Below are 25,624 nucleotides of genomic sequence, written 5' to 3'. Positions count from 1 at the left end.
AACAACAAAGGAAATTGGTTTATAGGCTACGCTTATTGAGAAAGGTGGATTCTTATGCTAGATTTTACCTGGAAGTTTTTCTCCAAAACAGGAAGCATTGAGACGTACTTGCTTTTGAAAGAAATGGAAAAAGACGTAAACGATGAGATGGATCAACATGACGAGGAGCTAGCGCATCTAGACTCTCCAATTTCTTGACCCGTTTTGTTCAAACCTTGGATGGTGACGAACATGTTTCAAAAAGTTGAGGGCATCGTTATCCGTACGACAGATTACGGAGAAACGAACAAGATTGTTACAATATTCTCAAGAGAATTGGGTAAGGTAAGTGCAATGGCAAGAGGGGCGAAAAAACCGAAAAGCCGGTTAGCATCTGTTTCGCAACTTATGACACATGGCCATTTTCTTATTCAAATGGGATCTGGACTTGGAACTTTGCAACAAGGCGAGATTATTTCAACTATGAAAGAAATTCGCGAGGATATATTTTTAACTGCTTATGCATCATTTATTGTTGAGTTAACTGATAAAGCAACAGAAGATAAAAAACATAATCCATATTTATTTGAAATGTTATATCAAACGTTGCATTATATGTGTGAGGGTGTTGATCCAGAAGTATTATCATTAATTTATCAAACGAAAATGCTTCCAGTATTAGGGATGCGCCCGTACTTTGATACATGTGCGATTTGTCATCAAGAAACAGATTTTGTCGCCTTCTCTGTCAGGGAAGGCGGTTTTCTGTGCTCGCGTCATGCTGAGCAAGATCAGTATCGTATACCAGTGGGAGAAGCCGTTCATAAATTATTACGTCTTTTCTACCACTTCGATTTACATAGGCTCGGCAATGTATCAGTGAAGGATAGCACAAAAAAACAAATGCGTTTAGTATTGAATACATATTATGATGAATATTGCGGGATTTATTTGAAATCAAGACGTTTCTTAGAACAACTTGATAAGTTTCAAATATAATTTGGGACCGTATACGGTCCTTTTTACATCCTTTCTTTTTCGAATAGCATATTTAGTATATAATATTTAAGAGATAGTATAACTTTTTTCGTTGTGCATTAAAGGTGGTGATTATCATAGAGCTGAATAAACGGCAAGAACATATCATTCAGATTGTAAAAGATCACGGTCCTATTACAGGGGAGTCAATTGCTGCGCAATTGGGATTAACACGTGCTACGCTAAGACCAGACTTAGCAATTTTAACGATGGCTGGTTATTTAGAAGCACGTCCACGCGTAGGTTATTTTTATACGGGTAAAACTGGGGGACAGCTATTATCTGAAGCTGTTAAGAAAATTAAAGTACAAGATTATCAATCTAGACCAGTTGTAATTGATAAAAATGTATCAGTATACGATGCGATTTGTACTATGTTTTTAGAGGATGTGGGTACATTATTCGTTGTAGATCAATCGACTCTATTAGTTGGCGTCGTATCTCGTAAAGATTTATTACGAGCTAGCTTAGGAAAGCAGGATTTAACCTCTCTTCCGGTTAATATTATCATGACAAGGATGCCAAACATTGCGATGTGTCGTAGAGAAGATTCTTTATATGATATTGCGATGGAATTAATAGAAAGACAGATTGATGCGATGCCAGTTGTAAAAGATACGAAACAAGGTTTAGAAGTGGTTGGACGAATTACAAAAACAAATATTACACGCGCGTTTGTAAACTTAGTAAATAACGAATAAGTGTAATTTGTTTAAAGTGAGGTAATGTAATGGATAATAAAATCGTATATGTCGTATCTGACTCTGTAGGAGAAACGGCTGATTTGGTTGTTCGAGCAGCAATGGGGCAATTCCCATTTGCTCCTGATATTAGACGTGTACCGTATGTAGAGGATACAGGGACGTTAAAAGAAGTGATTTCGATTGCTAAGAGCAATCAAGCGCTTATTTGTTTTACGTTAGTAAAACCTGACATGCGCCAGTATTTAGTGACAGAGGCTGCAAAAGAAGGTGTAGAGGCATATGATATTATCGGGCCTCTGATCGATCAGATTGAAGAAATTACAGGGCAAGTGCCGAGATATGAGCCAGGTGTTGTTCGTAGATTAGATGAAGAATACTTTAAAAAGATTGAAGCGATTGAGTTTGCGGTAAAATATGATGATGGTAGAGATGCACGTGGTATTTTGAAAGCAGATATTGTGCTGATTGGGATTTCGCGTACATCAAAAACGCCACTTTCTCAATATTTAGCTCATAACAAACGTTTGAAAGTTGCCAATGTACCACTCGTACCAGAAGTAGATCCGCCTGAAGAATTATATCAAGTGGCTAAAGAAAAATGCTTTGGTTTGAAAATTACACCAGAGAAGTTGAATCATATTCGAAAAGAGCGATTGAAATCACTTGGACTAAGTGACGGAGCAACATATGCTAATATTAATCGTATTAAAGAAGAAATTGATCACTTTGAGAATGTAGTTAGTAAAATAAATTGTCAAGTAATTGATGTATCGAACAAAGCGATTGAAGAAACAGCTAACATTATTGTGAATGCAGTGCAAAACCAAAAAATGTTTTAGCACATTTACCAAAGGTGAATGTGCTTTTTTCGCTCGTGAGAAACGCGGTGCCTGCTGATTTCGTAATAGATGATAGCGGAGTGGTTATACTTATATTCTTCCCGCTTTTTATTATGTTAAAGGCAGGGTTTCGTTATCCTGAAATAGAAGATGAAAAAATAAAGGGATATGTAGCGTAGTTGAAGAAAATATATTATAATAAAAAATTGTGATAAAAACCTATATTTTACGTTTAGACTTTAATTTTTCAGAATAAACTAGGGATAGGATTTACGAAAAGACATGTAATTACGTTAAATCGACAAAATCTATACAAGAAAACGCACATTATGGAAGGATTCGCAGAAGGGATGTAGAATACAGAAATATGCAAAACATCAATATGGTATTAGTTGATGCAAATGCATATACTGTGAATGCTGAAAATTGTGCAAGTTGGAATGAAATTTCATGTCGAAATTTTGTTTGTCACATCGTATGCTCATCGTTTAAGGAAGCGGCAAGGGAATTTGGATCTATGTAGATGCTGAAAACGCGCAAGTTGATATTTATATATGTATCAACATGTAAAAGAAACAGATCTCGTGATCACATAGGATAGGGCGCTTGCTAGTCTTCTTGTGAAAAGGTGCATATGTATTGTCTCAAAGAAGATGCATTTGTAACAGATGAGCAAATGGATACAATTTTATATAGTAGGTACGTATCTGCGAAGTTACGCAGAAAAGGTCTGCAAAATCGCTTGATAACGTGATCGGCAACACTTTCTAATAAGTTTAGAAAAAATATTGTCGAATTATAAAGGAATTTTTTAATTTATATCGAATACAAAATACGACACGGAGATGGATTTATGGGGAACAGAATTCCCGAAGAAGTTGTTGAACAGATTCGGACGTCATCCGATATTGTCGAAGTGATTGGTGAATACGTTCAACTTAGAAAACAGGGGCGTAACTATTTCGGCCTTTGTCCGTTTCATGGTGAGAATTCTCCTTCATTTTCTGTTTCATCTGATAAGCAAATTTTTCATTGCTTCGGATGTGGAGAAGGTGGAAATGTATTTTCCTTTCTAATGAAAATGGAAGGACTTGCTTTTACCGAGGCTGTTCAAAAGCTAGGTGAAAGAAATGGAATTGCGGTTGCAGAGTATACATCAGGGCAAGGACAACAAGAAGACATATCTGATGACACTGTCATCATGCAACAGGCTCATGAACTTTTGAAAAAGTATTATCACCATTTATTAGTAAATACAGAAGAAGGAAATGAAGCACTTTCGTATTTGTTAAAACGTGGTATTACAAAAGAGATGATTGAGAAATTTGAAATTGGTTATGCATCACCTGCTTGGGATGCAGCGACGAAAATTTTACAAAAAAGAGGTTTATCGCTGTCTAGTATGGAACAAGCTGGTCTTCTCATAAGAAGCGAAAAAGATGGTAGTCATTATGATCGCTTCCGTGGAAGAGTTATGTTTCCAATCTATACGTTACAAGGTAAAGTGATAGCGTTTAGTGGAAGGGCATTAGGAGACGATACTCCGAAATATTTAAATAGCCCAGAAACACCGATTTTTCACAAAAGTAAATTGTTGTATAACTTCCACCAAGCGAGGCCGTTTATTAGAAAACGTGGGCAAGTGGTTCTTTTTGAAGGATATGCCGACGTACTAGCTGCGGTGAAAAGTGGTGTGGAAGAAGCTGTTGCGACAATGGGGACAGCTTTAACTGAAGAACAAGCAAAACTTCTGCGACGTAACGTTGAAACTGTTGTTCTTTGCTATGATGGTGATAAAGCAGGGCGAGAAGCAACGATGAAAGCTGGGCAATTATTGTTGCAAGTTGGTTGCCAAGTGAAAGTTACATCCTTGCCAGATAAGCTTGATCCTGATGAATATGTGCAACAATATGGGACAACTGCTTTTGAAAATCTTGTGAAATCAAGTATAAGTTTTGTTGGTTTTAAAATAAATTATTTGCGTTTAGGGAAAAATTTGCAAGATGAGTCTGGCAAAGAAGAGTATGTGAAAAGTGTTTTAAAAGAGTTATCGTTGTTACAAGATGCGATGCAGGCAGAATCATATTTGAAGTCATTATCGCAAGAATTTTCGTATTCAATGGAAACACTTTTGAATCAATTGCACCAATATCGCAAAGAACAAAAGGTACAGCAAAAACAAGTAAAGCAGGTTTCTAAGCCGTCTCAAATTGTTCAAACAAAACCGAAGTTAACAGGTTTTGAAAGGGCAGAAAGAGAAATTATTTACCATATGTTGCAAAGTCCAGAAGTGGCGGTTCGTATGGAATCCCACATAGAAGATTTTCATACAGAAGAACATAAAGGGATTTTATATGAACTATACGCATATTATGAAAAGGGAAATGAACCTTCAGTCGGAACATTTTTAAGTTGGCTCTCTGATGAAAAGTTGAAAAATATTATTACTGATATTTCGACGGATGAATTTATTAATCCAGAATACACAGAAGAAGTGTTACAAGGCCATTTAGAGACGCTTAGACGTCATCAAGAAAAACTTGAAAAGATGGAAATCATCTTCAAGATAAAACAAATGGAAAAAACAGATCCTGTAGAGGCTGCTAAATATTATGTAGCATATTTACAAAATCAAAAAGCGAGAAAATAGCTTTTTTGATAAATTTTTAGTATAATGAATGTTTGTATCTCGCGTAAGGAGGGGAACAGATGGCTGACAAACCAGCTCGTTCTAAACAAATTGAAACTGAAATGACCCTTGAGCAAGTGAAAGAACAACTCACTGAGCTCGGAAAAAAACGTGGCGTTCTTACATATGAAGAGATTGCAGAACGCATGAATGGATTTGAAATTGAATCCGATCAAATGGATGAATACTATGAATATTTAGGTGAACAAGGGATTGACTTAGTTGGCGACAATGACAACGACGAAGGCCCTAATAATCGCCAAATAGCAAAATCGGAAGAAGAGTTCGACCTCAATGATTTAAGTGTACCACCAGGGGTTAAAATCAACGATCCTGTTCGTATGTATTTAAAAGAAATTGGTCGTGTAGATTTACTATCTGCAGAAGAAGAAATTCGACTTGCAACGCGTATTGAAGAAGGCGATGAAGAAGCGAAACGTCGTCTTGCAGAAGCAAACTTACGTCTTGTAGTAAGTATTGCAAAGCGCTACGTGGGCCGTGGTATGCTTTTCTTAGACTTAATCCAAGAAGGGAATATGGGTCTAATTAAAGCGGTTGAAAAGTTCGACTATCGTAAAGGTTTCAAATTTAGTACGTATGCAACTTGGTGGATTCGCCAAGCAATTACACGTGCGATTGCAGACCAAGCGAGAACAATTCGTATCCCAGTTCATATGGTTGAAACGATTAATAAGTTAATTCGTGTACAACGTCAATTATTACAAGATTTAGGACGCGAACCATCTCCTGAAGAGATTGGTGAAGAAATGGATCTTGCTCCAGAAAAAGTACGCGAAATCTTAAAAATTGCACAGGAGCCAGTTTCTCTTGAAACACCAATTGGTGAAGAAGATGACTCCCATTTAGGTGATTTTATTGAAGACCAAGAAGCAACATCGCCTGCGGACCATGCAGCGTATGAATTGCTAAAAGAACAATTAGAAGATGTGTTAGATACACTAACAGATCGTGAAGAAAATGTTCTACGTCTTCGTTTTGGTTTAGATGATGGACGAACTCGTACGCTTGAAGAAGTTGGGAAAGTATTCGGCGTAACGAGAGAACGTATCCGTCAAATTGAAGCAAAAGCACTTCGTAAATTAAGACATCCAAGCCGTAGTAAGCGTCTTAAGGATTTCTTAGAATAGGCTACCTTTAAGTTTACTTCACTTTTGTGAAGTAAACTTTTTTATTTTGTTAATTTTTGTTAAACTTTAGCTGTCAGCAACGATTACAATTTCTTGTAATTTATTTTACAGAATTGTCTTTTGATTTGCAAATGCTCATTTTTCGATTTTTCGATTAATTTTGTTTATTCTATACAAAAATATATGTAGAAAAGTGAAAAATATGATGAGAAACGTTAATAATTATCGAAATAATAAGCGATATAACAATAAAAAACAATAAACTGAATTTATGGAATATTTTTAACGATTAGTAGTTTACTCTTTTCTGATAGAGCGTTTTCAAGTACAATGGAAATGACTGAATCATCTAACTATTTAGGGGTATAGAGGGGGGAGAAGAGATATGAAACGTAATCCGCTGATTCCGTTCGCTCTTATTGCAGCATTAGGTATTATCGTTATGTTTGTATTTTCATTTCAGGGGCTAAATAAATCTAAAGAGTTAGCTGATGCAAAAAATGGCGGGAAGCCAGCACAAACAGCATCAAAGCCAGAGGATATTGTGAAGCAAAGCTGTACGAGCTGCCACGGTGATCAATTACAAGGGGCAGTAGGACCTAATTTGCAAAAAATTGGTGGGAAGCTTTCAAAAGATGAAATTAAAGAAATTCTTTCGAAAGGTAAAGGCAATATGCCTGCTAACATTGTTCCAGCTGATCAAGCTGCTAAAGTAGCTGATTGGTTATCGAAGAAAAAATAAAGTTCCGTATGACAAGCCTTTTGCTTAAGCAAAAGGCTTGTTTTTCTATATTTTCTAAAATACGATGAATGATAGAGAAGTGAATTATTGTTATGGGCTTGCAACAACTACTATAAATTCATTATCATGGAGACAGACTGACAAGAGAAGGAGTAATGGAAATACATGAATGAAGTAAAGCTTTCAAAACGATTAGAAGAAGTTGTGCGCGAAATACCAGTAGGATCTACAGTTGCTGATATCGGATCAGATCATGCGTATTTACCGTGTTATACAATTATAAATAATATTGCTACAAAAGCAGTTGCAGGAGAGGTTGTAGAGGGACCATTTCGCTCTGCGCAAGCAACTGTAGCTGAAAGTGGCTTACAAGATAAAGTAGATGTGCGTAAAGGGAATGGATTAGCTGTTATCACGCCAGGAGAAGTAGATGTAATTACGGTTGCCGGAATGGGTGGGGCGTTAATTCGTGACATTTTAGAAAGTGGTAAAGAAAAATTAGAAGGTGTAACGCGTTTAATTTTACAGCCGAATATTGCAGCGCATCACATTCGTGAATGGTTTATTGAGAATGGATGGGAACTTATCCATGAAAAAATCGTAAAAGAAGATGGGAAAATTTATGAGATTTTAGTAGGAGAGCGAGGGAATATCGCGTCGCCTTATTCTGAAAATAAACAAGCTGAATTGTTTATGGGACCATTTTTAATAAAAGAAAAAAGTGAAGCTTTCATTGAAAAATGGGAAGGAGAATTGAAAAACTTCCAAAATATTTTAAAGCAGTTAGAACGTGCGACGGATTCTGAAGAAACAAAAGCGAAGCGTGCGGAAGTAGAAGCGAAAATGAAAATGATAGGGGAGGTTTTATCATGAGTAAAATTCCAAATGGCCATGAAATTATTTCTTTATTTGAAAGTATGTATCCAAAGCATTTGGCGATGGAAGGAGATAAGATTGGCCTGCAGATTGGGGCGCTTAATAAACCCGTGCAGCACGTATTAATTGCGTTGGATGTAACGGAAGAAGTGGTAGAGGAAGCAATTCAATTAGGAGCGAATGTTATTATTGCACATCACCCTTTAATTTTTAATCCGTTAAAAGCGATTCATACAGACAAGGCGTATGGAAAAATTATTGAAAAGTGTATTAAAAATGATATTGCAATCTATGCAGCGCATACAAATGTGGATGTTGCTAAGGGCGGGGTAAATGATTTACTTGCTGAGGCACTAGGATTGCAAAATACAGAAGTTTTGGCACCAACATATGCAGAAGAAATGAAAAAGGTTGCTGTGTTTGTGCCAAAAACGCATGCAGAAGAAGTACGAAAAGCATTAGGAGACACAGGTGCTGGTCATATCGGCAATTATAGCCACTGTACGTTTAGTAGCGAGGGTACAGGTACATTTGTACCTCAAGAGGGGACAAATCCTTATATCGGGGAAACTGGACAGTTAGAGCGCGTAGAAGAAGTGCGAATCGAAACAATTATTCCAGCTTCACTACAACGAAAAGTGATTAAAGCAATGCTAACAGCACATCCATATGAAGAAGTAGCCTATGATGTGTATCCACTTGATAACAAAGGTGAAACGTTAGGGCTTGGAAAAATAGGGTATTTACAAGAAGAAATGACACTTGGACAGTTTGCGGACCATGTAAAGCAATCATTAGATGTAAAGGGTGCGCGAGTTGTTGGGAAATTAGATGATAAAGTGCGCAAAGTAGCTGTACTTGGTGGCGATGGTAACAAATACATCAATCAAGCTAAATTTAAAGGTGCGGATGTATATGTAACAGGTGACATGTATTATCATGTTGCCCATGATGCGATGATGCTCGGTTTAAATATAGTTGACCCAGGACATAACGTTGAAAAGGTAATGAAGCAAGGTGTACAAAAGCAATTACAAGAAAAAGCAGATGCAAAGAAATTGAATGTACATATTCATGCTTCGCAATTACATACAGATCCATTTACATTTGTATAAGAAAAATAAAAACCGTTGCTCATGAAGGCAACGGTTTTTATTATTGTTCTTTTTTCACTTTTACACGAGGTAATATTTTTTGTAACGGTACTTTTCGAACTCTTTCCCATGTAGCAGGATTCATTGGGTCATATTGCTCTAAGAAAGCGATAACCTCTTTTGTAATTGGAGTTGGAGTAGAAGCACCTGCTGTAACAGCTACGTTTTCTACACCTTGTAGCCATTCTAATTTGATTTCACTTACGTCTGCAACGCGGTATGCTTTCGTACCAGCGATTTCTTGTGATACTTGTGCTAAACGGTTTGAGTTGTTACTTTTCGGATCACCGACAACAATTGTTAAGTCTGCAACATCAGCTTGCTTAGCAACGGCTTCTTGGCGAACTTGAGTTGCTAAACAAATTTCCTTATGGAATTCTGCTGTTGGGAATTTCTTCTGAATGTCCTCCATTAAATGTTGAACATCCCATTGGCTCATCGTTGTTTGATTTGTAACTAAAATTTTATCCGTTGGAATTTCTAATGTTTTTAAATCGTCAGCTCTTTCAATCAGGTGAACAATATCAGGTGCAATACCAACTGCGCCTTCTGGTTCTGGATGATTTTTTTTGCCGATATAAATGACATGGTAACCTTCAGCTTTCTTTGCTTCAATAAGGTCATGTGTTTTTGTAACATCTGGGCAAGTGGCATCGATTGTTGTTAAACCTTTTTCTTTTGCACGTTGTTTAACTTCTGGAGAAACACCGTGTGCAGTGAAAATAACAGTACCAGAATCAATTTTATCTAAAATGTCTAATCGACTTGGCCCGTCTAGTGTGATGATGCCATCTTCTTCGAATGCATCTGTTACATGTTTGTTGTGAACAATCATACCTAAAATATAAATAGGTCTTGGTAATGATGTATCTAATGCGGCGTTACGTGCAATAACCATCGCGTCCACAACACCGTAGCAATAACCACGAGGGGAAATTTTAACAATTTTCATATGAGTAATCCTCTCCTTCTAAACAAGGGATACTTTTGTGCGTAGTCTTCTACATTATAAAGGAGGAGTGGATAGAAAACAAAGGATTGTTACACATATAGTTTTGGTTTTGTTGCTATTTTTTGAACAGGCTCCTCTCGTACTTCTTTTTCTATGACTGGCTCAATCTTTATTTTTTTTCTTTTTCTTTTTTTGGGGGGAGGAGGTGGAGTTGCTACCTCAACCTTCTCTGTTACGTCTTCAGTGCGATCTTCGGTTTGATCTTCTTCCGTACTTTTTCCAGAGGTGAGGATTTTAACAATGCTCGGTAGGTTACGCATAATGGGACCGTACTGTTCGACGACAGGGCTTACAGATTGAACGACCTGAGATACTTTTTCGATATTATTTATCATATTAGTTGGATTCGAAATCAAATTCGAAATAAAGCTACCGATGCCGCTGCTTGATGCGGCTGTAGTTGTTGCACCACCTCGCGTTTCATTTGATTCATACATTTGAGGCGGAATCATTTGCTCTGGATGCTGCTGCATGTAAGGTTGATATTGTTGTGAGTATTGCTGCGGGTATTGTTGTTGGTATTGTGGATGATATTGCTGTTGATATTGAGGTGGCGGTTGCTGGTGCATCATTGGCGGTCCTTCCATTTGTCGATAAGGCGGAACCATTTGCATGTAAGGTTCGGTTGGATCGTGTTTTTTAAAGAGTTTAGCAAGGAATCCTTTCTTTTTTTGTGCCACCGGTGGTAGTTGTGGAATTGGATATGGTGTATAAGGTCGCTGCCCTGGATTCGGATACATTTGCCTTGTAGGGGATTTTGGAAACATGTGACAAATCCTCCTTTCTTCAATTAGGTATATACACATACAATATGCAATAAGAGGGAAGAAGGTTAGTTTTTGAAGTAAAAACCTAAACTAAAGATGGATTTTACTTGTAGATTTCGATATAATGTAGACTTGACTGATTTGTGCGCGCAGTAGAAATTTAGAAAGAAGGTGTAACTTATGACACAACAAACTTTTACACAGTATGATTTTAAACCATTTTTAATAGATGCAGTTCGTGAACTACGCTTTACAGAGCCGACAGGAATTCAACAGAAAATTTTCCCGGTCGTGAAAAAAGGTGTAAGTGTAATTGGACAATCCCAAACAGGTTCTGGGAAAACACATGCATACTTACTTCCTACATTGAACAGAATTAATGCAAGTCGTGAAGAAGTACAACTTGTTATTACAGCGCCTACTCGTGAGTTAGCACAACAAATTTACGAAGAAATCGTGAAATTAACAAAGTTCTGTGCGGAAGATCAAATGATTACGGCACGTTGTTTAATTGGTGGAACTGATAAACAACGATCAATTGAAAAGTTGAAAAAACAACCTCATATTGTAGTTGGAACACCAGGGCGTATTAAAGATTTAGTAGAAGAGCAAGCACTATTTGTTCATAAAGCAAATACTATTATTGTCGATGAAGCAGACTTAATGCTTGATATGGGATTCATTCATGATGTAGACAAAATTGCAGCACGCATGCCTAAAAACTTGCAAATGTTAGTTTTCTCTGCGACAATTCCTCAAAAACTAAAGCCGTTTCTGAAGAAGTATATGGAGAATCCAGAGCATATTCATATCAATCCAAAACAAGTTGCGGCTGGAAATATTGAGCATTATTTAGTACCTTCTAAACACCGTAACAAAATCGATTTAGTGAACAAAATGTTGCTACAATTTAAACCGTATTTAGCAGTTGTTTTCACGAATACGAAGAAGATGGCAGATCAGGTTGCTGACGGATTAATGGAACGTGGCTTAAAAGTTGGACGAATTCACGGAGATTTATCACCGCGTGACCGTAAAAAAATGATGAAACAAATTCGTGATCTTGAATTCCAATATATTGTTGCAACTGATTTAGCAGCACGTGGTATTGATATTGAAGGGATTAGTCATGTTATTAACTACGAACTTCCATCAGATTTAGATTTCTTCGTTCACCGCGTTGGAAGAACAGCACGTGCAGGGCATTCAGGTATTGCAGTGACGATTTATGATCCAGCGAACGAAGAAGCGTTAGATAGTTTGGAAAAGCAACGTCATATTGAGTTCAAGCATGTAGATTTACGCGGAGATGAGTGGGCGGATTTAGGTGAACGCCGTCGTCGTAAGAGTCGTAAAAAACCAAATGATGAAATGGATGTTATGGCAACAAAAGTTGTTAAAAAGCCGAAAAAGGTAAAACCAAATTATAAACGTAAACTTGCAACAGAACGTGACAAAGTGAAAAGAAAATATAGTAATAAAAAGAGATAAGGGATTCCCCTTATCTTTTTTTATCCCGCTATTTACGGAGATAATAATCAGTGGAGAATGGAAAAAAACAATTCACTACATATTTCTACAAATTATGCTATCATTATATCTATTGTATATTGAAGAGGTGATTGTATGTTAAAGATTGGATCTCATGTTTCCATGAGTGGTAAGAAAATGTTATTAGCAGCAAGTGAAGAGGCTGTTTCATACGGTGCAACAACGTTTATGATTTATACAGGTGCACCGCAAAATACAAGAAGAAAACCAATTGAAGAATTGAACATAGAAGCAGGAAGAAAACATATGGAACTAAACGGTATTGAGGAAATTATCGTACATGCGCCATATATTATTAATGTCGGGAATACGACGAAGCCAGAAACATTCCAATTAGGTGTAGACTTTCTTCGCATGGAAATTGAAAGAACATCGGCATTAGGTGTAGCGAAACAAATCGTTCTTCACCCAGGTGCGCACGTTGGTGCAGGAGCGGATGCTGGTATTCAACAAATTATTAAAGGGCTGAATGAAGTATTAACGCCAGATCAGACGGTTAACATCGCGTTAGAAACGATGGCAGGTAAAGGGACAGAATGCGGCCGTAGCTTTGAAGAAATTGCAAAGATAATTGACGGTGTAACATATAATGAAAAACTATCCGTATGCTTTGACACGTGTCATACGCACGATGCAGGATACGATATCGTAAATGACTTTGACGGTGTATTAAACGAATTTGATAAGACTGTTGGTATTGATCGTTTACAAGTACTTCATATTAATGATAGTAAAAATGTGCGCGGCGCAGGAAAAGACCGTCATGAAAATATCGGTTTCGGTCATATCGGTTATAAAGCGTTGCATCATATTGTGCATCATCCGCAATTAATGCACGTACCAAAAATTCTTGAAACGCCATATGTAGGTGAAGATAAAAAGGATAAGAAGCCGCCATATAAATTAGAAATCGAAATGCTGAAAAATGGTACTTTTGATGAAGGTCTTCTTGAGAAAATTAAAGCGCAATAAACAATAAGGAGGGGGATATCCCCTCCTTATTTTAGTAGTTGTTGAAATAAAGTATTTACTTGTTGGGCAGTAGCAGGGGAGGTTACTTTTGCTATTTGTTTTAAGAGCTCTAGTCGTTCGTCGTTATCGTAAATGTTAATATTCTTTCCTTTCATAAGTAAAACAATTTGATCAGCTTGGGCAGTCGTAATAGAAACTTCATATTCTTTGCTATATTTCAATAATTCTTTTGTAGAAATATGATTTAATTTTTTATTTACAAGTTGTTTAATGAGGTTCATTGAGTTATCCTCCTTCACTCGTTCTTCTATCGAAATATATGAGTACGTAGCTTGTACATATTCGTATAGAGTTTCTTTTTTCATGAGAAAAAGAAGCGTATGTTATAATAAAAGGACAAAACTATAGAAAAAGAGTATAGGGAGGACTTATGGAGCAAAAGCAACATCGAAAAGAAAGTGTTATCCATCTTATTTATCGTTTAGTTATGATTATTTTTGGGGCAGCATGCGCAGCGGTAGCGATTGAATTATTCTTAATGCCAAATAAAATTATTGATGGTGGAATTATTGGTATTTCTCTTATATTAGATTATCTTACTCCTAATATTTGGTGGTTAAGTTTTTCTACTTTAGTCGTTATTCTCAATATCCCATTTATGTATTCGGGTTATAAGCAAATCGGAAAAACGTTCATGCTATCTTCGGCATTTGGCATTGTAGCTTTAGCATTTATTGAATCAACGTTACATGCTGTTCCGCCATTTACAACAGAGCCGATTTTAGCGACAGTGTTTGGAGGACTTATTTTAGGTCTTGGTGTCGGGCTCGTTATTCGTCACGGTGGATCAATGGACGGAACAGAAATTATGGGTATTTTATTAACGAAGAAATTACCTTTCTCCGTTGGCGAATTTGTAATGTTTGTGAACTTATTTATTTTTGCGTGGGCAGCATTTGTATTTGGTGTGGAACAAGCTATGTATTCTGTTATGGCGTACTATATCGCCTTCAAAACAATTGATACAGTCATTCAAGGTTTAGATGAAACGAAAGCAGTATTAATTGTATCAGATCAATATGAGGAAGTATCAAATGCGATTTTGCATCGTCTTGGTCGTGGGACGACAAAGCTTGTAGCGAAAGGCGGCTACACGGATAAAGAAAAAGAAGTGATTTATGCAGTCGTAACGCGTCTGGAAGTGACAAAGTTGAAATCAATTGTGTATGAAATTGATGCGAATGCGTTTGTGACGATTATGAGTACACAAGAGACAAATGGTGGTAAGTTTAAATCGGCTATTCACTAAAAATATATCGAGTAACAGCCCTTGCCAATTGGAAATGGGATGGACTCATTTAATTAAACTTCCACTTTATAGGGATATTTTTCGAAAGCAGAGAATTTTTCTCTGCTTTTTGTTATAATAATAAGGTTTCTTGAAAAAGTAGATATATTTTGGGCAGATTGGTTTACAACTATAATAAGCTATACTATAATTCAAATAGATATAAATCGGAATCATTCTGAATTAAAATAGGTGAGATGCTATGAATAATATATTAGAAATAGAAGGATTGTCATTTCGATATGAAGATCGAAATGTGTTAGAAGATATTAATTTGCAAGTTCCGAAGGGAGCTTTTTTAGGTTTAGTTGGACCAAATGGTTCTGGGAAATCAACGTTGCTAAAATGTTTATTAGGCGTTTTAAAGCCAAAACAGGGAAGTATTCGTTTGTTTGGTGTTGATAGTAAGAAGTTTAAAGAATGGAACAAAGTTGGTTATGTGTCGCAAAAGGCAAATAGCTTTAATTCTGGTTTTCCGGCAACTGTTTTTGAAGTTGTGTCAATGGGACTCGTTTCGAAAAAAGGGCTGTTTCGCTTTTTCACGAAAAGCGATAAGGAAAAGGTAGAAAAAGCGATTGCTGATGTAGGAATGAGTGAGTTTCAAGGGCGCAATATTGGAGAACTTTCTGGTGGACAACAACAGCGTGTATTTATTGCTCGTGCGCTCGTTAGTGATCCTGAATTACTTATTTTGGACGAGCCTACTGTGGGAATCGATGTGAAGAATGTAGAAAGTTTTTATGAGATATTAGAGGATTTAAACAAAAGGTTAGGAATCACATTAATTCTCGTTACGCATGATATGGGAGCTGTTACCGAGAAAGTAACACATGTTGCATGCCTAAACCAACATCTACATTTCCATGGAAATGTAGAGAAGTTCCGAGAGTTAGAAGATGCAGAAATGTCCGTCTTATATGGACATCATGTTCATCGTTTAGAACACGAGCATGAGCATCACGGGAGGATATAATGATACAAGATTTTTTACAATATGACTTTTTACGTAATTCTTTATATGCAGGGATTTTAATAGGACTTGTTGCACCGCTTATCGGTGTATTTGTTGTCATTCGTCGTATGTCGCTTATTGCAGATGCGTTAAGCCACGTAACATTATCGGGTATTGCTGCAAGTTTACTACTAGAAAAAACAATTTTCACAGGGGGATTTTTAAATCCGTTATATATGGGAATGATTTTTTCTATTGGTGGGGCGTTACTTATTGAAAAACTACGTACTGTATATAAACATTATCAAGAATTAGCAATTCCGATTATTCTTTCAGCAGGAATGGGGATTGGCGTTATTTTTATTTCACTTGCAAATGGATTTAACACAGATTTATTTAGTTATTTATTTGGTAGTGTAAGTGCTGTAACAAGTACGGATTTAATAATCATTGGCATTGTAGCAATTGCTGTTATTGTAACAATTACTTTATTATACAAAGAGTTGTTTTTACTATCGTTTGATGAGGAGTACGCTGTATCAACGGGTTTAAGTGCAAAGTGGATTCACTTTATTTTCATTATATTGGTTGCGCTTGTCATTGCAGTATCAATGCGTGTAGTAGGGGTTCTTCTCGTATCATCATTAATGACGTTACCCGTTGCAGCGAGTATTCGTATTGCGAATGGATTTAAACAAACAATTTTCTTCTCCATTTTATTTGGTGAAATTGCAGTAATTGGTGGAATGTTTGCTTCGTATCAACTTGATTTAGCACCAGGTGGTACAATTGTTATGATAGCGGTTCTTATTTTAATTGGTGCGATTTTATGGAAAAAGAAAAAAACTGCATAAAGTAGGGATAGATATGAATCTAACAGAAGCTTTACGCCTAATGAAAGATAAAGGATACAAACATACTGGGAAAAGGGAAGAAATGCTCAGGTTATTTGCAGCTCACAATCGTTATTTAACGGCGAAAGACGTTTTAGAGCATATGAAGGATGATTATCCAGGTCTTAGTTTTGATACGATTTATCGTAACTTAACGGTGTTTGCTGAAATCGGTGTTTTAGAACAAACCGAATTAAACGGTGAAAAACATTTTCGTTTTACATGTTCTATTATGGAACATCATCATCATTTTATTTGTTTAGATTGCGGAGGGACGAAAGAGATTACTTCTTGCCCGATGGATTTTATGAATAAAGATTTTAATGGTTATGAAGTAACTGGTCATAAGTTTGAAATATACGGCCGTTGTCCAAAATGTGCAAAGTAAAAGCTCGTCAGTTATGTAACTGACGAGCTTTTTTACGTAGAAAAGAAGGTTGCTCACAAATATTGTGGCAACCTTCTTTTTATTGTTCTTGTGTTTCTTTTTCTTTTTCTCGTTCAGCAGCCATTTCAGCAGCAATTACGTCGATTTCTTTTTTCAGTTCTTCTACCATTATTTCTTCTGGTACTTTACGAACGACTTGCCCTTTACGGAATAATAGTCCTTCTCCACGTGCGCCGGCAATACCGATATCAGCTTCACGAGCTTCACCAGGACCATTTACAGCGCAGCCAAGTACTGCAACTTTAATTGGTACTTGTAGTGTAGAGATATATTCTTCCACTTCGTTAGCGATGCTAATTAAATCAATTTCAATACGACCACAAGTTGGACAAGAAATAAGTGTTGCTGCATTAGATGCAAGGCCGAATGATTTTAATAGTTCGCGCGCAACTTTTACTTCTTCAACTGGGTCAGCACTTAATGAAATACGTAGTGTATTTCCGATGCCTTTACTTAAGATTGCTCCAAGACCAGCTGCACTTTTTACAGTTCCGGCAAATAACGTTCCAGATTCTGTAATACCTAAATGTAATGGGTAATCAAAAGCACGTGCAGCTTTTTCGTATGCTTCAATTGCTAAGTTAACATCAGAGGCTTTCATAGATACGATAATATCGTGGAAATCTAAGTCCTCTAAAATTTTAATGTGGTGCAGGGCACTCTCAACCATACCATCTGCAGTTGGGTATCCGTACTTTTCTAAAATGTGACGCTCTAATGAACCAGCGTTTACACCGATACGGATTGGGATACCGCGTTCTTTTGCTGCATTTACAACAGCTTCTACTTTATGGCGACGACCAATGTTACCTGGATTGATACGTACTTTATCAATGCCACCTTCAATTGCTTTTAAAGCAAGGCGATAATCAAAATGAATATCAGCAACAAGTGGAATGTTGATTTGTTTTTTAATATCAGCAATAGCATTTGCTGCGCGTTCGTCTGGAACAGCAACACGCACGACTTGACAGCCAGCTTCTTCTAAACGTTTAATTTCAGCAACTGTTGCTTCAACATCATGTGTTTTTGTTGTTGTCATACTTTGTATAATTAATTCATTATTACCGCCAATTGTTAAATTACCGACTTTAACTGGACGTGTTTTTGTACGATGAGTCATTTCATTCACGAATAGATCGCTCTCCTTATAAAAGAAGTTTCTTATTTAGTCCCTTATATCAACAAAAGTATACGTGATACAGGGCTATAGAAACCGAAGTGCTCGGTTTCACTTTTACTATTGTATCAGCGCCTTTATATAATTGACAAGGATTAAGTGATTGCTTATTGATATAACGGGAATTTATAAGACTTTCCAATTTGTATTTTTGTAGCAGTTGTATTTTTATTTAATTGTTTAAAATCATCAATTACTTTTTCGATAGAAGGAATTTTCTTCTTATTAATTGCCTCTGTAATGGAAAGAACTGTATCACCTGTTTTGACTTCAATTGTTTTATAAGTGACATCTGTTTCTTTTTCCGCTTTGTTCTCTTTCTTTTGTTTGGGATCTGTACTTTCTTTTTTTATCGTTTCGGCCGCATTTGTCTTTTTATATGAACTTAACATCGGTAAAGTGCCGATTTTTATATCGTAATAAAATATATAACCAAGAACAAGCACGAATAAGAATATACCTAATCTCTTCATATTCTTCACTCCTTTGCTAGGAATATATGCTTGTCCAAAAAAAAAATGCCTATTTAGGCATTTTTTTCGTTCGGTTTTGGAACTTCTTTAATTGTTAAGTATAGGACAATTAAAACAACTGCGATATAAATGAATGTTGAACCAGGTACAACGATTTTGAATAGATCCATAATCATAAAGAAGATTGTTGGAATTGTGTAGCTGTAAGCAGTTAGTGTCCATACTTGCTTATAAGATAATTTACGTTGGCCACTCATAGCAGAACCTATAAACGCAAGTAAAGTAATTCCTAAGAAAGTAATAAACAGTTGGAATAGGTATACTAACACGCCGATAACTGCTAATAAAATTGGATAAATACTATCGAATACAGAAATGAAATCTTGCAAATCTTTCTTCTCAAGAGATGTCCCTAATAAATCATTGTAGGAGTATGTTTGTGTTTGACCATTTCCTATAGAAACTACTTTATCTTTTAAAATAAATAAACCAGTTTTATTCTGATATTTTTCCATATCTGTTGTATTTGGATCAAATACGAAAAGAGCGTCTCCCTCTTCCTTTTGAATAGGTTGTTCTATATCAGCTTTTAGTTCACCATTTTCGATTTTAAAATCAGGTAAATCTTTTTCAATTGCTTGATTTACCATAGTAACACTTTCTTGGATAAAGCTACCGTAAAAGAATGTTCTCGGAATAGTAGTGATTAGACAAAGTAGCATAATATACAAAATGGTTTTTCCGATTTTTTGAAAACGGAATAGCGCCATATCTTTAGGCGAATATACGCTTTTGGCTAATTGGGTAAATATGGACATAGATTCACTTCCTTTATGTATGTATAAAATCATTGTAACGTAGTAATCTAGGGAATCTCAAGATATATTATATTTACATATAGCGGAGATAACTAAATTTCTTTTTATTAATTTTCTTCTTTTAAATGAGAAAAATACAATTGACACTTTTCTTTTCTATATGGTAAATTTATCTTACATTTCTTAAAGGATATATCCGATAGGAATTCCTTTATTTGATATATTGTTACATACATAATTGTGGACCCTTAGCTCAGCTGGTTAGAGCAGACGGCTCATAACCGTCCGGTCGTAGGTTCGAGTCCTACAGGGTCCATATCCATTTCACATGTTTATTATGTCAGCAGGAAGCTTCCTTGTAGAAGGGAGCTTTTTTTACGGAATATATGAGCATTTTAATTGAAAAGAAGTGGGAATTTTGCTACTTTAATGATAGCAAGACAATGTGATTTATTTGTTTGCACCCTATGGCAATTAGGGTAGAATGAAGTTGTATGTCACTTAAGTGGCAATACATAAACTGGGAGGAATATAACAATGGCAAAACACGAATTACCAAATTTACCTTATGCGTATGATGCTTTAGAGCCTCACTTTGACAAAGAAACAATGAACATCCATCATACAAAACATCATAACACGTACATTACAAACTTAAACGCTGCTTTAGAAGGTCATGCAGAATTAGCTGACAAAAGCGTAGAAGAATTAGTTGCAAACTTAAACGAAGTACCAGAAGCAATCCGTACAGCAGTACGTAACAATGGTGGCGGACATGCTAACCATACATTCTTCTGGACAATCTTATCTCCAAACGGCGGCGGACAGCCAGTAGGCGAACTTGCAACTGCAATTGAAGCGAAATTCGGTAGCTTTGATGCATTCAAAGAAGAATTCGCAAAAGCTGGCGCAACTCGTTTCGGTTCTGGTTGGGCTTGGTTAGTAGTAAATAATGGTGAGCTAGAAGTAACAAGCACGCCAAACCAAGATTCTCCTCTAACTGAAGGTAAAACTCCAGTTATCGGTTTAGATGTTTGGGAACATGCTTACTACTTAAATTACCAAAACCGTCGTCCAGACTACATCGGTGCATTCTGGAACGTTGTAGACTGGAACGCTGCTGAAAAACGTTACCAAGAAGCAAAATAATTGTAATAACGATAGAAAAAGCTAGGAGAATGCTCCTAGCTTTTTCTGTACTTTCCTTTTACATAATTGGGCTGGTCTTTGGAAGACTAGAACATGAAGTAAAGGAGAGTTGTGTATGAAGTGGAAACATGTAATTGGTGACGTTGAAGTGAATCGGGATTTAGTGTTATTACTCCTTATCGGAGGTTTATACACGCTCGCAATTTCTTTATCGAATACGTTTGTTAACATTTATTTATGGAAACAAACACAAAATTATGTGAATCTTGGCTTGTATAATTTGGCCAGCGTTGTATTGCAGCCCCTCACATTTCTTGTAGGTGGGAAATTAGCGAAGCGTATTGATCGCTCAATCTTGTTACGGATAGGTGTAGGCACGCTCGCGATTTTTTTTATCGTTGTTTTAGTAGCGGGGAAAAGCGCTTCTCACTATATTTTATTGATGGGGGCTCTTTTAGGAGTCGGATATGGTTTTTACTGGCTCGCGTTTAACTTATTAACATTTGAGATTACAGAACCAGAAACAAGAGATTTCTTTAACGGATTTCTTGGGCTTCTTACATCCTTCTCTGGCATGATTGGACCGATAGCAGCTGGATACACAATTTCACGTATGGAAAAGTGGAGTGGCTATACGGTCATATTCTTTCTTTCGTTACTGTTATTTGCAATTGCTGTCATTTTAAGCTTTTTTGTATCTAAGAGAGAATGTGAAGGACGATATGAAATTGTACAAGTATTGAAAGAGCGGCAAATTGATAAAAATTGGGGAAGAATTACACGTGCTCATTTTTTCCAAGGATTGCGAGAGGGAACGTTTATTTTTGTTATTTCAGTGTACGTGTATTTAGCAACTGATAGCGAGCTTGCATTAGGGAAATATAGCTTAGTAAATTCGGCAGTATCATTTGTATGTTACTATTTAGTCACTCGTATGTTAAAGAAGGAATGGCGGAAAAAAGCAATTTTGCTTGGAGGCATTATTTTATATGCTGTCGTATTTTTAGTTATATTCAACGTTACATACACAAAATTACTTATTTATGCAGCGTGTATCGCGATTGCATATCCCATTTTACTCGTTCCGTACGGATCCATGACATATGATGTAATTGGTAGAGCGAAAAATGCGAGAGAGTGGCGAGTTGAGTATGTAGTTGTCCGGGAATTGTGGTTAAATGCAGGAAGAATTTGCTCGATTTTAAGTTTTTTATGTGCTGTACTATTCTTCCCGCCTGAAAAAAGTTTGCCGTACTTATTATGTATTTTAGGTGCAGGACATTTTCTTATTTATTTTGCAGTTAAAAATGTCAAATATAATGAGGGAAATGCGAGTAAAACAAGTGTTGTAACGCAAGGGACCACGCAGAATCAAACAGAACCAGAAGGTTAACTTCTCGGTTGTTTTATGCTAGAATAGAAAAAGATGTAAGACAGCAGTGAGGACACCTGTATGAAGGTGTCCCTTTCACATTACATAGCTGTTGGTAGAGGGGGTTTGTATGGGCAAGAAGCAGAAACAACAAAAGAAAAAGACTCACGTTCCTTTTCGGTTAAACGTGCTGTTTTTCTGCGTGTTTTTAATGTTCTCCGCGGTGATTGTAAGGCTTGGTTATGTACAAATTGTTCGCGGTGAGGAATATAAGAATGAAGTGGAGAGGAAAGAAAATTCGACGATAAGTAATCCTGTACCACGTGGGAAAATATTTGACCGTTATGGGCGAGCTGTAGTAGATAATGCAGCTGTACGTACAATTACATTTACAAAAATGAAAGGATCAACTGCAGAGGCGCGCTTAGAAACAGCGAAAAGGCTAGCAGATTTGATTGAAGTACCGACAGATAAATTAACAGATCGTGATAAAAAAGATTATTGGCTTGCTATTCATAAAGAGGAAGCGAAAGAAAAAATTACGAATAAAGATCGTCAAGAGTTTAAAGATAAAAAAATTGACGATAAAGAATTAGATGAGCGTCAACGAAATCGCGTGACAGAAGAAGAAGTGAATCAATTATCCGCAAAAGATTTAGAAATATTAGCGATTAAAAGCAAAATGGACGGCGGATATGCAATGACACCACAAGTCATTAAGAAGGATGCTACAGAACAAGAATATGCGATTATTAGTGAAAATCTAGCAACATTACCGGGTGTAGATACGAATGTTGATTGGGATCGAAAATACGTTTATGATGATTTGTTCCGAAGTGTACTTGGCGGGGTGTCAACGTCTGATGAAGGTTTACCGAGAGAAAGACTAGATTACTATCTTGTTCGTGATTATAATCGAAATGACCGCGTAGGGAAAAGTTATCTTGAGCAGCAATATGAAGATAGTTTGCACGGTAATAAAGCGGAAGTGAGAAATATTACAGATAAAAACGGTAATATTTTAGAAACGATTAATGTATCAAAAGGGCAAAGTGGTAACAATCTGAATTTAACAATTGATATGGAATTACAAAAACGTGTAGAAGAAATTATCACGAAAAATTTATTGAGATATAAAGGGGGACAACCTCTTTTAGATCGTGCATTCGTTGTAATGATGAATCCAAAAAATGGTGAAGTTTTATCTATGGCAGGGAAACAGTTAGTGGAAGAAAATGGCGAAACGAAAGTGCAAGATTTCGCATTAGGAACGATGACAAGCTCTTATCCGATGGGATCAACTGTAAAAGGTGCGACAGTACTTACAGGATATCAAACAAATGCAATTCAACCAGGTTCAGTTCAACTCGATGAACCAATTGTATTGAAAGGAACGCCGAAAAAATCTTCTTGGAAGACGATGGGATACATTAATGATATGACAGCATTAAAAATGTCTTCTAACGTATATATGTTTAAAACAGCGATGAATATCGCAGGTGTTCCATATGTGAGAGGTGGTACGTTAGACATACCGCAAAAAGCATTTGATACGATGCGATATTATTTTGGACAGTTTGGACTAGGCGTAAAAACAGGTATTGATTTACCGAATGAATCTGCGGGTCAAACAGGTAGAGGAAGTCAGCCAGGTTTCTTATTAGATTTATCAATTGGACAGTATGACACGTATACACCACTTCAATTAGCACAATACGTTTCAACAATTGCAAATGGTGGTTACCGTATGCAGCCGCAAGTTGTAAAAGAAATTCGTCAACCGGCAGTGAAACCAGATGAAGTTGGAAAAGTTGTTCATTCAATGGAACCGAAAGTACTAAACCGTATCGATATGCCTGAATCACAAATTAAACGTGTTCAGGAAGGATTTAGACAAGTATTTAATGAGTATGGCGGTACAGCTGCGAAATACTTTACAGGCGCACCATATAAAGCTGCTGGTAAAACAGGTACAGCTCAAACTGTGTATGGCGGAGATAAAGAGATTGGTAAGAAAGCAAACGGTGAGCGTAAACAAACATATAACTTAACATTAGTAGGTTATGCGCCACTTGAAGACCCTGAAGTAGCATTTTCTGTTGTTGTACCTTGGGTAGATGATCAATCAGGTATTAACGGATATATTAGCCGTGACATTATGGACGCGTACTTTGATTTGAAAAAAATAGAAAATGGTGAAGCTACAAAAGAAGAAATAGATAATAAAAAGAAAAATAAAGAGCAAGATGATGAATAAATAAGTTAAAAAAAAGCACACTATCTGAAAAGATAGTGTGCTTTTTTTTATGGTTCATGCATACGTTTTAATAAAGTGGACAAGCATATCATATCGGGAAATTAAGGGATCTTGCAAATGATACATATGCATGTCCCTATGGAGGATAATGATTTTATGGACCAATTATTAGTGAAGATGAATGGTGGCTACGGATTAGAAATTCACCTAATGTTGATTCTTGTGGAACTTTACAAAACTTTTACAAACAATTAAAACCGAATTAATAGTTTAGCAGTATTCTTATATCTGTAATCCTGTTATTTCCGGTTACTTCTAGGAGGAAGAACACGTGAGATGGATAAGTGCATCGATTAAAGTTTTCATGCTGTCGACATGTTTCTTTTATGTGGGCACGTCTACTGCATTTGCTTTGAATGAAATGGGAGAAGTGAGAGTTGATGGATCCTCAACAGTTTTTCCTATTATAGAAGCGGTAGCGGAGGAATATACAAAGGTGCATCCGAACGTGAAAATCTCCATAGGTGTTTCTGGAACAGGAGGAGGATTTAATCGTTTCAGTAAAGGAGAAGTGGATATAAATAATGCTTCGAGAGTAATGAAACAAGTGGAAGAAAATGAAATGAAGAAAAACTCTATTCAGTTTACACCGTTTGAAGTCGCTTACGATGGTCTTACGATCGTTGTGAATCGCCAAAATACTTGGGTAGACAATATGACGGTAGACGAGTTACGTCTATTATGGAGTGAAGATGGAAATAAAAAGCGATGGTCGCAAATTCATTCTTCATGGCCACGTGAACAGGTGAAATTTTATGCGCCAGGTGTAGACTCTGGTACGTATGATTATTTTCAAAATGTCATCTTACAAAATAGTCGCATTGTAAAAAAAGTCTCTTTGTCTGAAGATGATCAAGTTATTATGCAAGGGGTAATGAATGATAAAAATGCCATTGCTTTTGTAGGATATGCTTATTATATGGCCAATCAAGATAAGGTGAGAGCAATAAAAGTGAATGATGTACTTCCAACGAAAGATACGATTCAATCAGGTAAATATAAGCCATTATCTAGGTCGCTATTTACTTATGTAAATGATGCATCTATCCGAAATAAAATGAATGTAGCAAATTATGTTGAGTTTATGATTCAGCATGTTGGTAATCTTGCTGAAGAAGTTGGGTATGTAAAATTACCAAAAGAAAAATACAATGAACAGCTGCGGATGTTAACAGAAATAAAAAGGTAATGTCAGGGTGGAAA

At 36.5% G+C, this 25,624-nt stretch carries 25 protein-coding genes and 1 tRNA gene; 20 read left to right on the top strand and 6 right to left on the bottom strand.

The window, feature by feature from the left end:
• The first annotated feature begins 54 nt into the window (after positions 1-54).
• The 9 genes from Q9B79_RS10565 to Q9B79_RS10525 all read left to right on the top strand — a co-directional run bounded on the left by Q9B79_RS10565 (position 55) and on the right by Q9B79_RS10525 (position 9,130).
• Entirely contained in the window at positions 55-198 is a 144-nt protein-coding gene (locus Q9B79_RS10565; RefSeq protein WP_000883923.1) for a YqzL family protein, read from the top strand.
• A gap of 33 nt (positions 199-231) precedes the next feature.
• Entirely contained in the window at positions 232-978 is a 747-nt protein-coding gene (gene recO, locus Q9B79_RS10560; protein WP_000487010.1) for a DNA repair protein RecO, read from the top strand.
• 107 nt (positions 979-1,085) lie between these two features.
• Entirely contained in the window at positions 1,086-1,718 is a 633-nt protein-coding gene (gene ccpN / locus Q9B79_RS10555) for a transcriptional regulator CcpN (RefSeq protein ID WP_000583759.1), read from the top strand.
• Between the two features lie 29 nt (positions 1,719-1,747).
• Positions 1,748-2,560 (top strand): pyruvate, water dikinase regulatory protein, encoded by an 813-nt coding sequence (locus tag Q9B79_RS10550; protein WP_000368943.1) that lies wholly within the window; start codon positions 1,748-1,750, stop codon positions 2,558-2,560.
• Between the two features lie 853 nt (positions 2,561-3,413).
• Positions 3,414-5,210: a DNA primase gene (dnaG, locus tag Q9B79_RS10545; protein WP_000528216.1), complete on the top strand. Its 1,797-nt coding sequence runs from the start codon at positions 3,414-3,416 to the stop codon at positions 5,208-5,210.
• A 59-nt stretch (positions 5,211-5,269) separates the two neighbouring features.
• Positions 5,270-6,397 (top strand): RNA polymerase sigma factor RpoD, encoded by a 1,128-nt coding sequence (rpoD, locus tag Q9B79_RS10540; RefSeq protein ID WP_000764060.1) that lies wholly within the window; start codon positions 5,270-5,272, stop codon positions 6,395-6,397.
• A 385-nt stretch (positions 6,398-6,782) separates the two neighbouring features.
• On the top strand, positions 6,783-7,139 hold the full coding sequence (gene cccA / locus Q9B79_RS10535; protein WP_000828141.1) for a cytochrome c550: 357 nt from the start codon (positions 6,783-6,785) through the stop codon (positions 7,137-7,139).
• Between the two features lie 165 nt (positions 7,140-7,304).
• Complete coding sequence (locus Q9B79_RS10530) at positions 7,305-8,012, top strand: tRNA (adenine(22)-N(1))-methyltransferase (RefSeq protein WP_306183963.1); 708 nt, start codon at positions 7,305-7,307, stop codon at positions 8,010-8,012.
• On the top strand, positions 8,009-9,130 hold the full coding sequence (locus tag Q9B79_RS10525) for a Nif3-like dinuclear metal center hexameric protein (RefSeq protein ID WP_306183962.1): 1,122 nt from the start codon (positions 8,009-8,011) through the stop codon (positions 9,128-9,130). The genes Q9B79_RS10530 and Q9B79_RS10525 overlap by 4 nt, the downstream gene beginning before the upstream one ends.
• 40 nt (positions 9,131-9,170) lie before the next feature.
• Here Q9B79_RS10525 and Q9B79_RS10520 read toward each other — a convergent pair whose 3' ends face one another.
• Together Q9B79_RS10520 and vrrA are read right to left on the bottom strand one after the other, a co-directional pair.
• The gene (locus tag Q9B79_RS10520; RefSeq protein ID WP_000706669.1) at positions 9,171-10,121 is read right to left on the bottom strand and encodes a 4-hydroxy-3-methylbut-2-enyl diphosphate reductase; all 951 of its coding nucleotides are present in this window, start codon (positions 10,119-10,121) and stop codon (positions 9,171-9,173) included.
• Between the two features lie 89 nt (positions 10,122-10,210).
• The gene (gene vrrA / locus Q9B79_RS10515) at positions 10,211-10,948 is read right to left on the bottom strand and encodes a VrrA/YqfQ family protein (protein WP_306183961.1); all 738 of its coding nucleotides are present in this window, start codon (positions 10,946-10,948) and stop codon (positions 10,211-10,213) included.
• Between the two features lie 180 nt (positions 10,949-11,128).
• Between vrrA and Q9B79_RS10510 the strand changes: the two genes are divergently transcribed.
• Both Q9B79_RS10510 and Q9B79_RS10505 read left to right on the top strand, forming a co-directional pair.
• Positions 11,129-12,439 (top strand): DEAD/DEAH box helicase, encoded by a 1,311-nt coding sequence (locus Q9B79_RS10510; RefSeq protein WP_098667278.1) that lies wholly within the window; start codon positions 11,129-11,131, stop codon positions 12,437-12,439.
• A 135-nt stretch (positions 12,440-12,574) separates the two neighbouring features.
• On the top strand, positions 12,575-13,471 hold the full coding sequence (locus tag Q9B79_RS10505; protein WP_002194541.1) for a deoxyribonuclease IV: 897 nt from the start codon (positions 12,575-12,577) through the stop codon (positions 13,469-13,471).
• A gap of 26 nt (positions 13,472-13,497) precedes the next feature.
• Here Q9B79_RS10505 and Q9B79_RS10500 read toward each other — a convergent pair whose 3' ends face one another.
• Positions 13,498-13,752: a DUF2624 domain-containing protein gene (locus Q9B79_RS10500; RefSeq protein ID WP_001048965.1), complete on the bottom strand. Its 255-nt coding sequence runs from the start codon at positions 13,750-13,752 to the stop codon at positions 13,498-13,500.
• 149 nt (positions 13,753-13,901) lie between these two features.
• Here Q9B79_RS10500 and Q9B79_RS10495 point away from each other — a divergent pair, with 149 nt between their 5' ends.
• The 4 genes from Q9B79_RS10495 to Q9B79_RS10480 all read left to right on the top strand — a co-directional run bounded on the left by Q9B79_RS10495 (position 13,902) and on the right by Q9B79_RS10480 (position 17,052).
• The gene (locus Q9B79_RS10495) at positions 13,902-14,780 is read left to right on the top strand and encodes a YitT family protein (RefSeq protein WP_061677326.1); all 879 of its coding nucleotides are present in this window, start codon (positions 13,902-13,904) and stop codon (positions 14,778-14,780) included.
• 241 nt (positions 14,781-15,021) lie between these two features.
• Positions 15,022-15,792: a metal ABC transporter ATP-binding protein gene (locus tag Q9B79_RS10490; protein WP_001059655.1), complete on the top strand. Its 771-nt coding sequence runs from the start codon at positions 15,022-15,024 to the stop codon at positions 15,790-15,792.
• Positions 15,792-16,625, top strand: a complete 834-nt coding sequence (locus Q9B79_RS10485) for a metal ABC transporter permease (RefSeq protein WP_098667280.1) — start codon at positions 15,792-15,794, stop codon at positions 16,623-16,625. The genes Q9B79_RS10490 and Q9B79_RS10485 overlap by 1 nt, the downstream gene beginning before the upstream one ends.
• A gap of 13 nt (positions 16,626-16,638) precedes the next feature.
• Entirely contained in the window at positions 16,639-17,052 is a 414-nt protein-coding gene (locus Q9B79_RS10480) for a Fur family transcriptional regulator (protein WP_001054512.1), read from the top strand.
• A 79-nt stretch (positions 17,053-17,131) separates the two neighbouring features.
• On the opposite strand, the gene ispG is transcribed toward Q9B79_RS10480, so the two are convergent.
• From ispG to Q9B79_RS10465, 3 genes are all read right to left on the bottom strand, one after another.
• Positions 17,132-18,235 (bottom strand): flavodoxin-dependent (E)-4-hydroxy-3-methylbut-2-enyl-diphosphate synthase, encoded by a 1,104-nt coding sequence (ispG, locus tag Q9B79_RS10475; protein WP_011040674.1) that lies wholly within the window; start codon positions 18,233-18,235, stop codon positions 17,132-17,134.
• 164 nt (positions 18,236-18,399) lie between these two features.
• Positions 18,400-18,765: a hypothetical protein gene (locus tag Q9B79_RS10470; protein WP_306183960.1), complete on the bottom strand. Its 366-nt coding sequence runs from the start codon at positions 18,763-18,765 to the stop codon at positions 18,400-18,402.
• Positions 18,766-18,818: 53 nt separating this feature from the next.
• Positions 18,819-19,583 carry a DUF1189 domain-containing protein gene (locus tag Q9B79_RS10465; RefSeq protein ID WP_306183959.1) on the bottom strand — a complete coding sequence of 255 codons (765 nt, stop codon included), beginning with the start codon at positions 19,581-19,583 and terminating at the stop codon, positions 18,819-18,821.
• Positions 19,584-19,825: 242 nt separating this feature from the next.
• On the opposite strand from Q9B79_RS10465, the gene Q9B79_RS10460 reads away from it, so the two are divergent.
• From Q9B79_RS10460 to phoX, 5 genes are all read left to right on the top strand, one after another.
• A tRNA-Ile gene (locus Q9B79_RS10460) sits at positions 19,826-19,899 on the top strand.
• Positions 19,900-20,120: 221 nt separating this feature from the next.
• Complete coding sequence (sodA, locus tag Q9B79_RS10455; RefSeq protein WP_001052031.1) at positions 20,121-20,732, top strand: superoxide dismutase [Mn]; 612 nt, start codon at positions 20,121-20,123, stop codon at positions 20,730-20,732.
• A 115-nt stretch (positions 20,733-20,847) separates the two neighbouring features.
• Positions 20,848-22,125: an MFS transporter gene (locus tag Q9B79_RS10450; RefSeq protein WP_306183958.1), complete on the top strand. Its 1,278-nt coding sequence runs from the start codon at positions 20,848-20,850 to the stop codon at positions 22,123-22,125.
• Positions 22,126-22,234: 109 nt separating this feature from the next.
• On the top strand, positions 22,235-24,361 hold the full coding sequence (locus Q9B79_RS10445; RefSeq protein ID WP_306183957.1) for a peptidoglycan D,D-transpeptidase FtsI family protein: 2,127 nt from the start codon (positions 22,235-22,237) through the stop codon (positions 24,359-24,361).
• Positions 24,362-24,692: 331 nt separating this feature from the next.
• Positions 24,693-25,610 carry a phosphate ABC transporter substrate-binding protein PhoX gene (phoX, locus tag Q9B79_RS10440; RefSeq protein ID WP_306183956.1) on the top strand — a complete coding sequence of 306 codons (918 nt, stop codon included), beginning with the start codon at positions 24,693-24,695 and terminating at the stop codon, positions 25,608-25,610.
• Positions 25,611-25,624 lie beyond the last annotated feature (14 nt).

It is taken from the genome of Bacillus sp. MHSD_36, assembly GCF_030757775.1.
Lineage (GTDB): Bacteria > Bacillota > Bacilli > Bacillales > Bacillaceae_G > Bacillus_A.
This window is presented reverse-complemented; position numbering and strand designations above follow the sequence as displayed.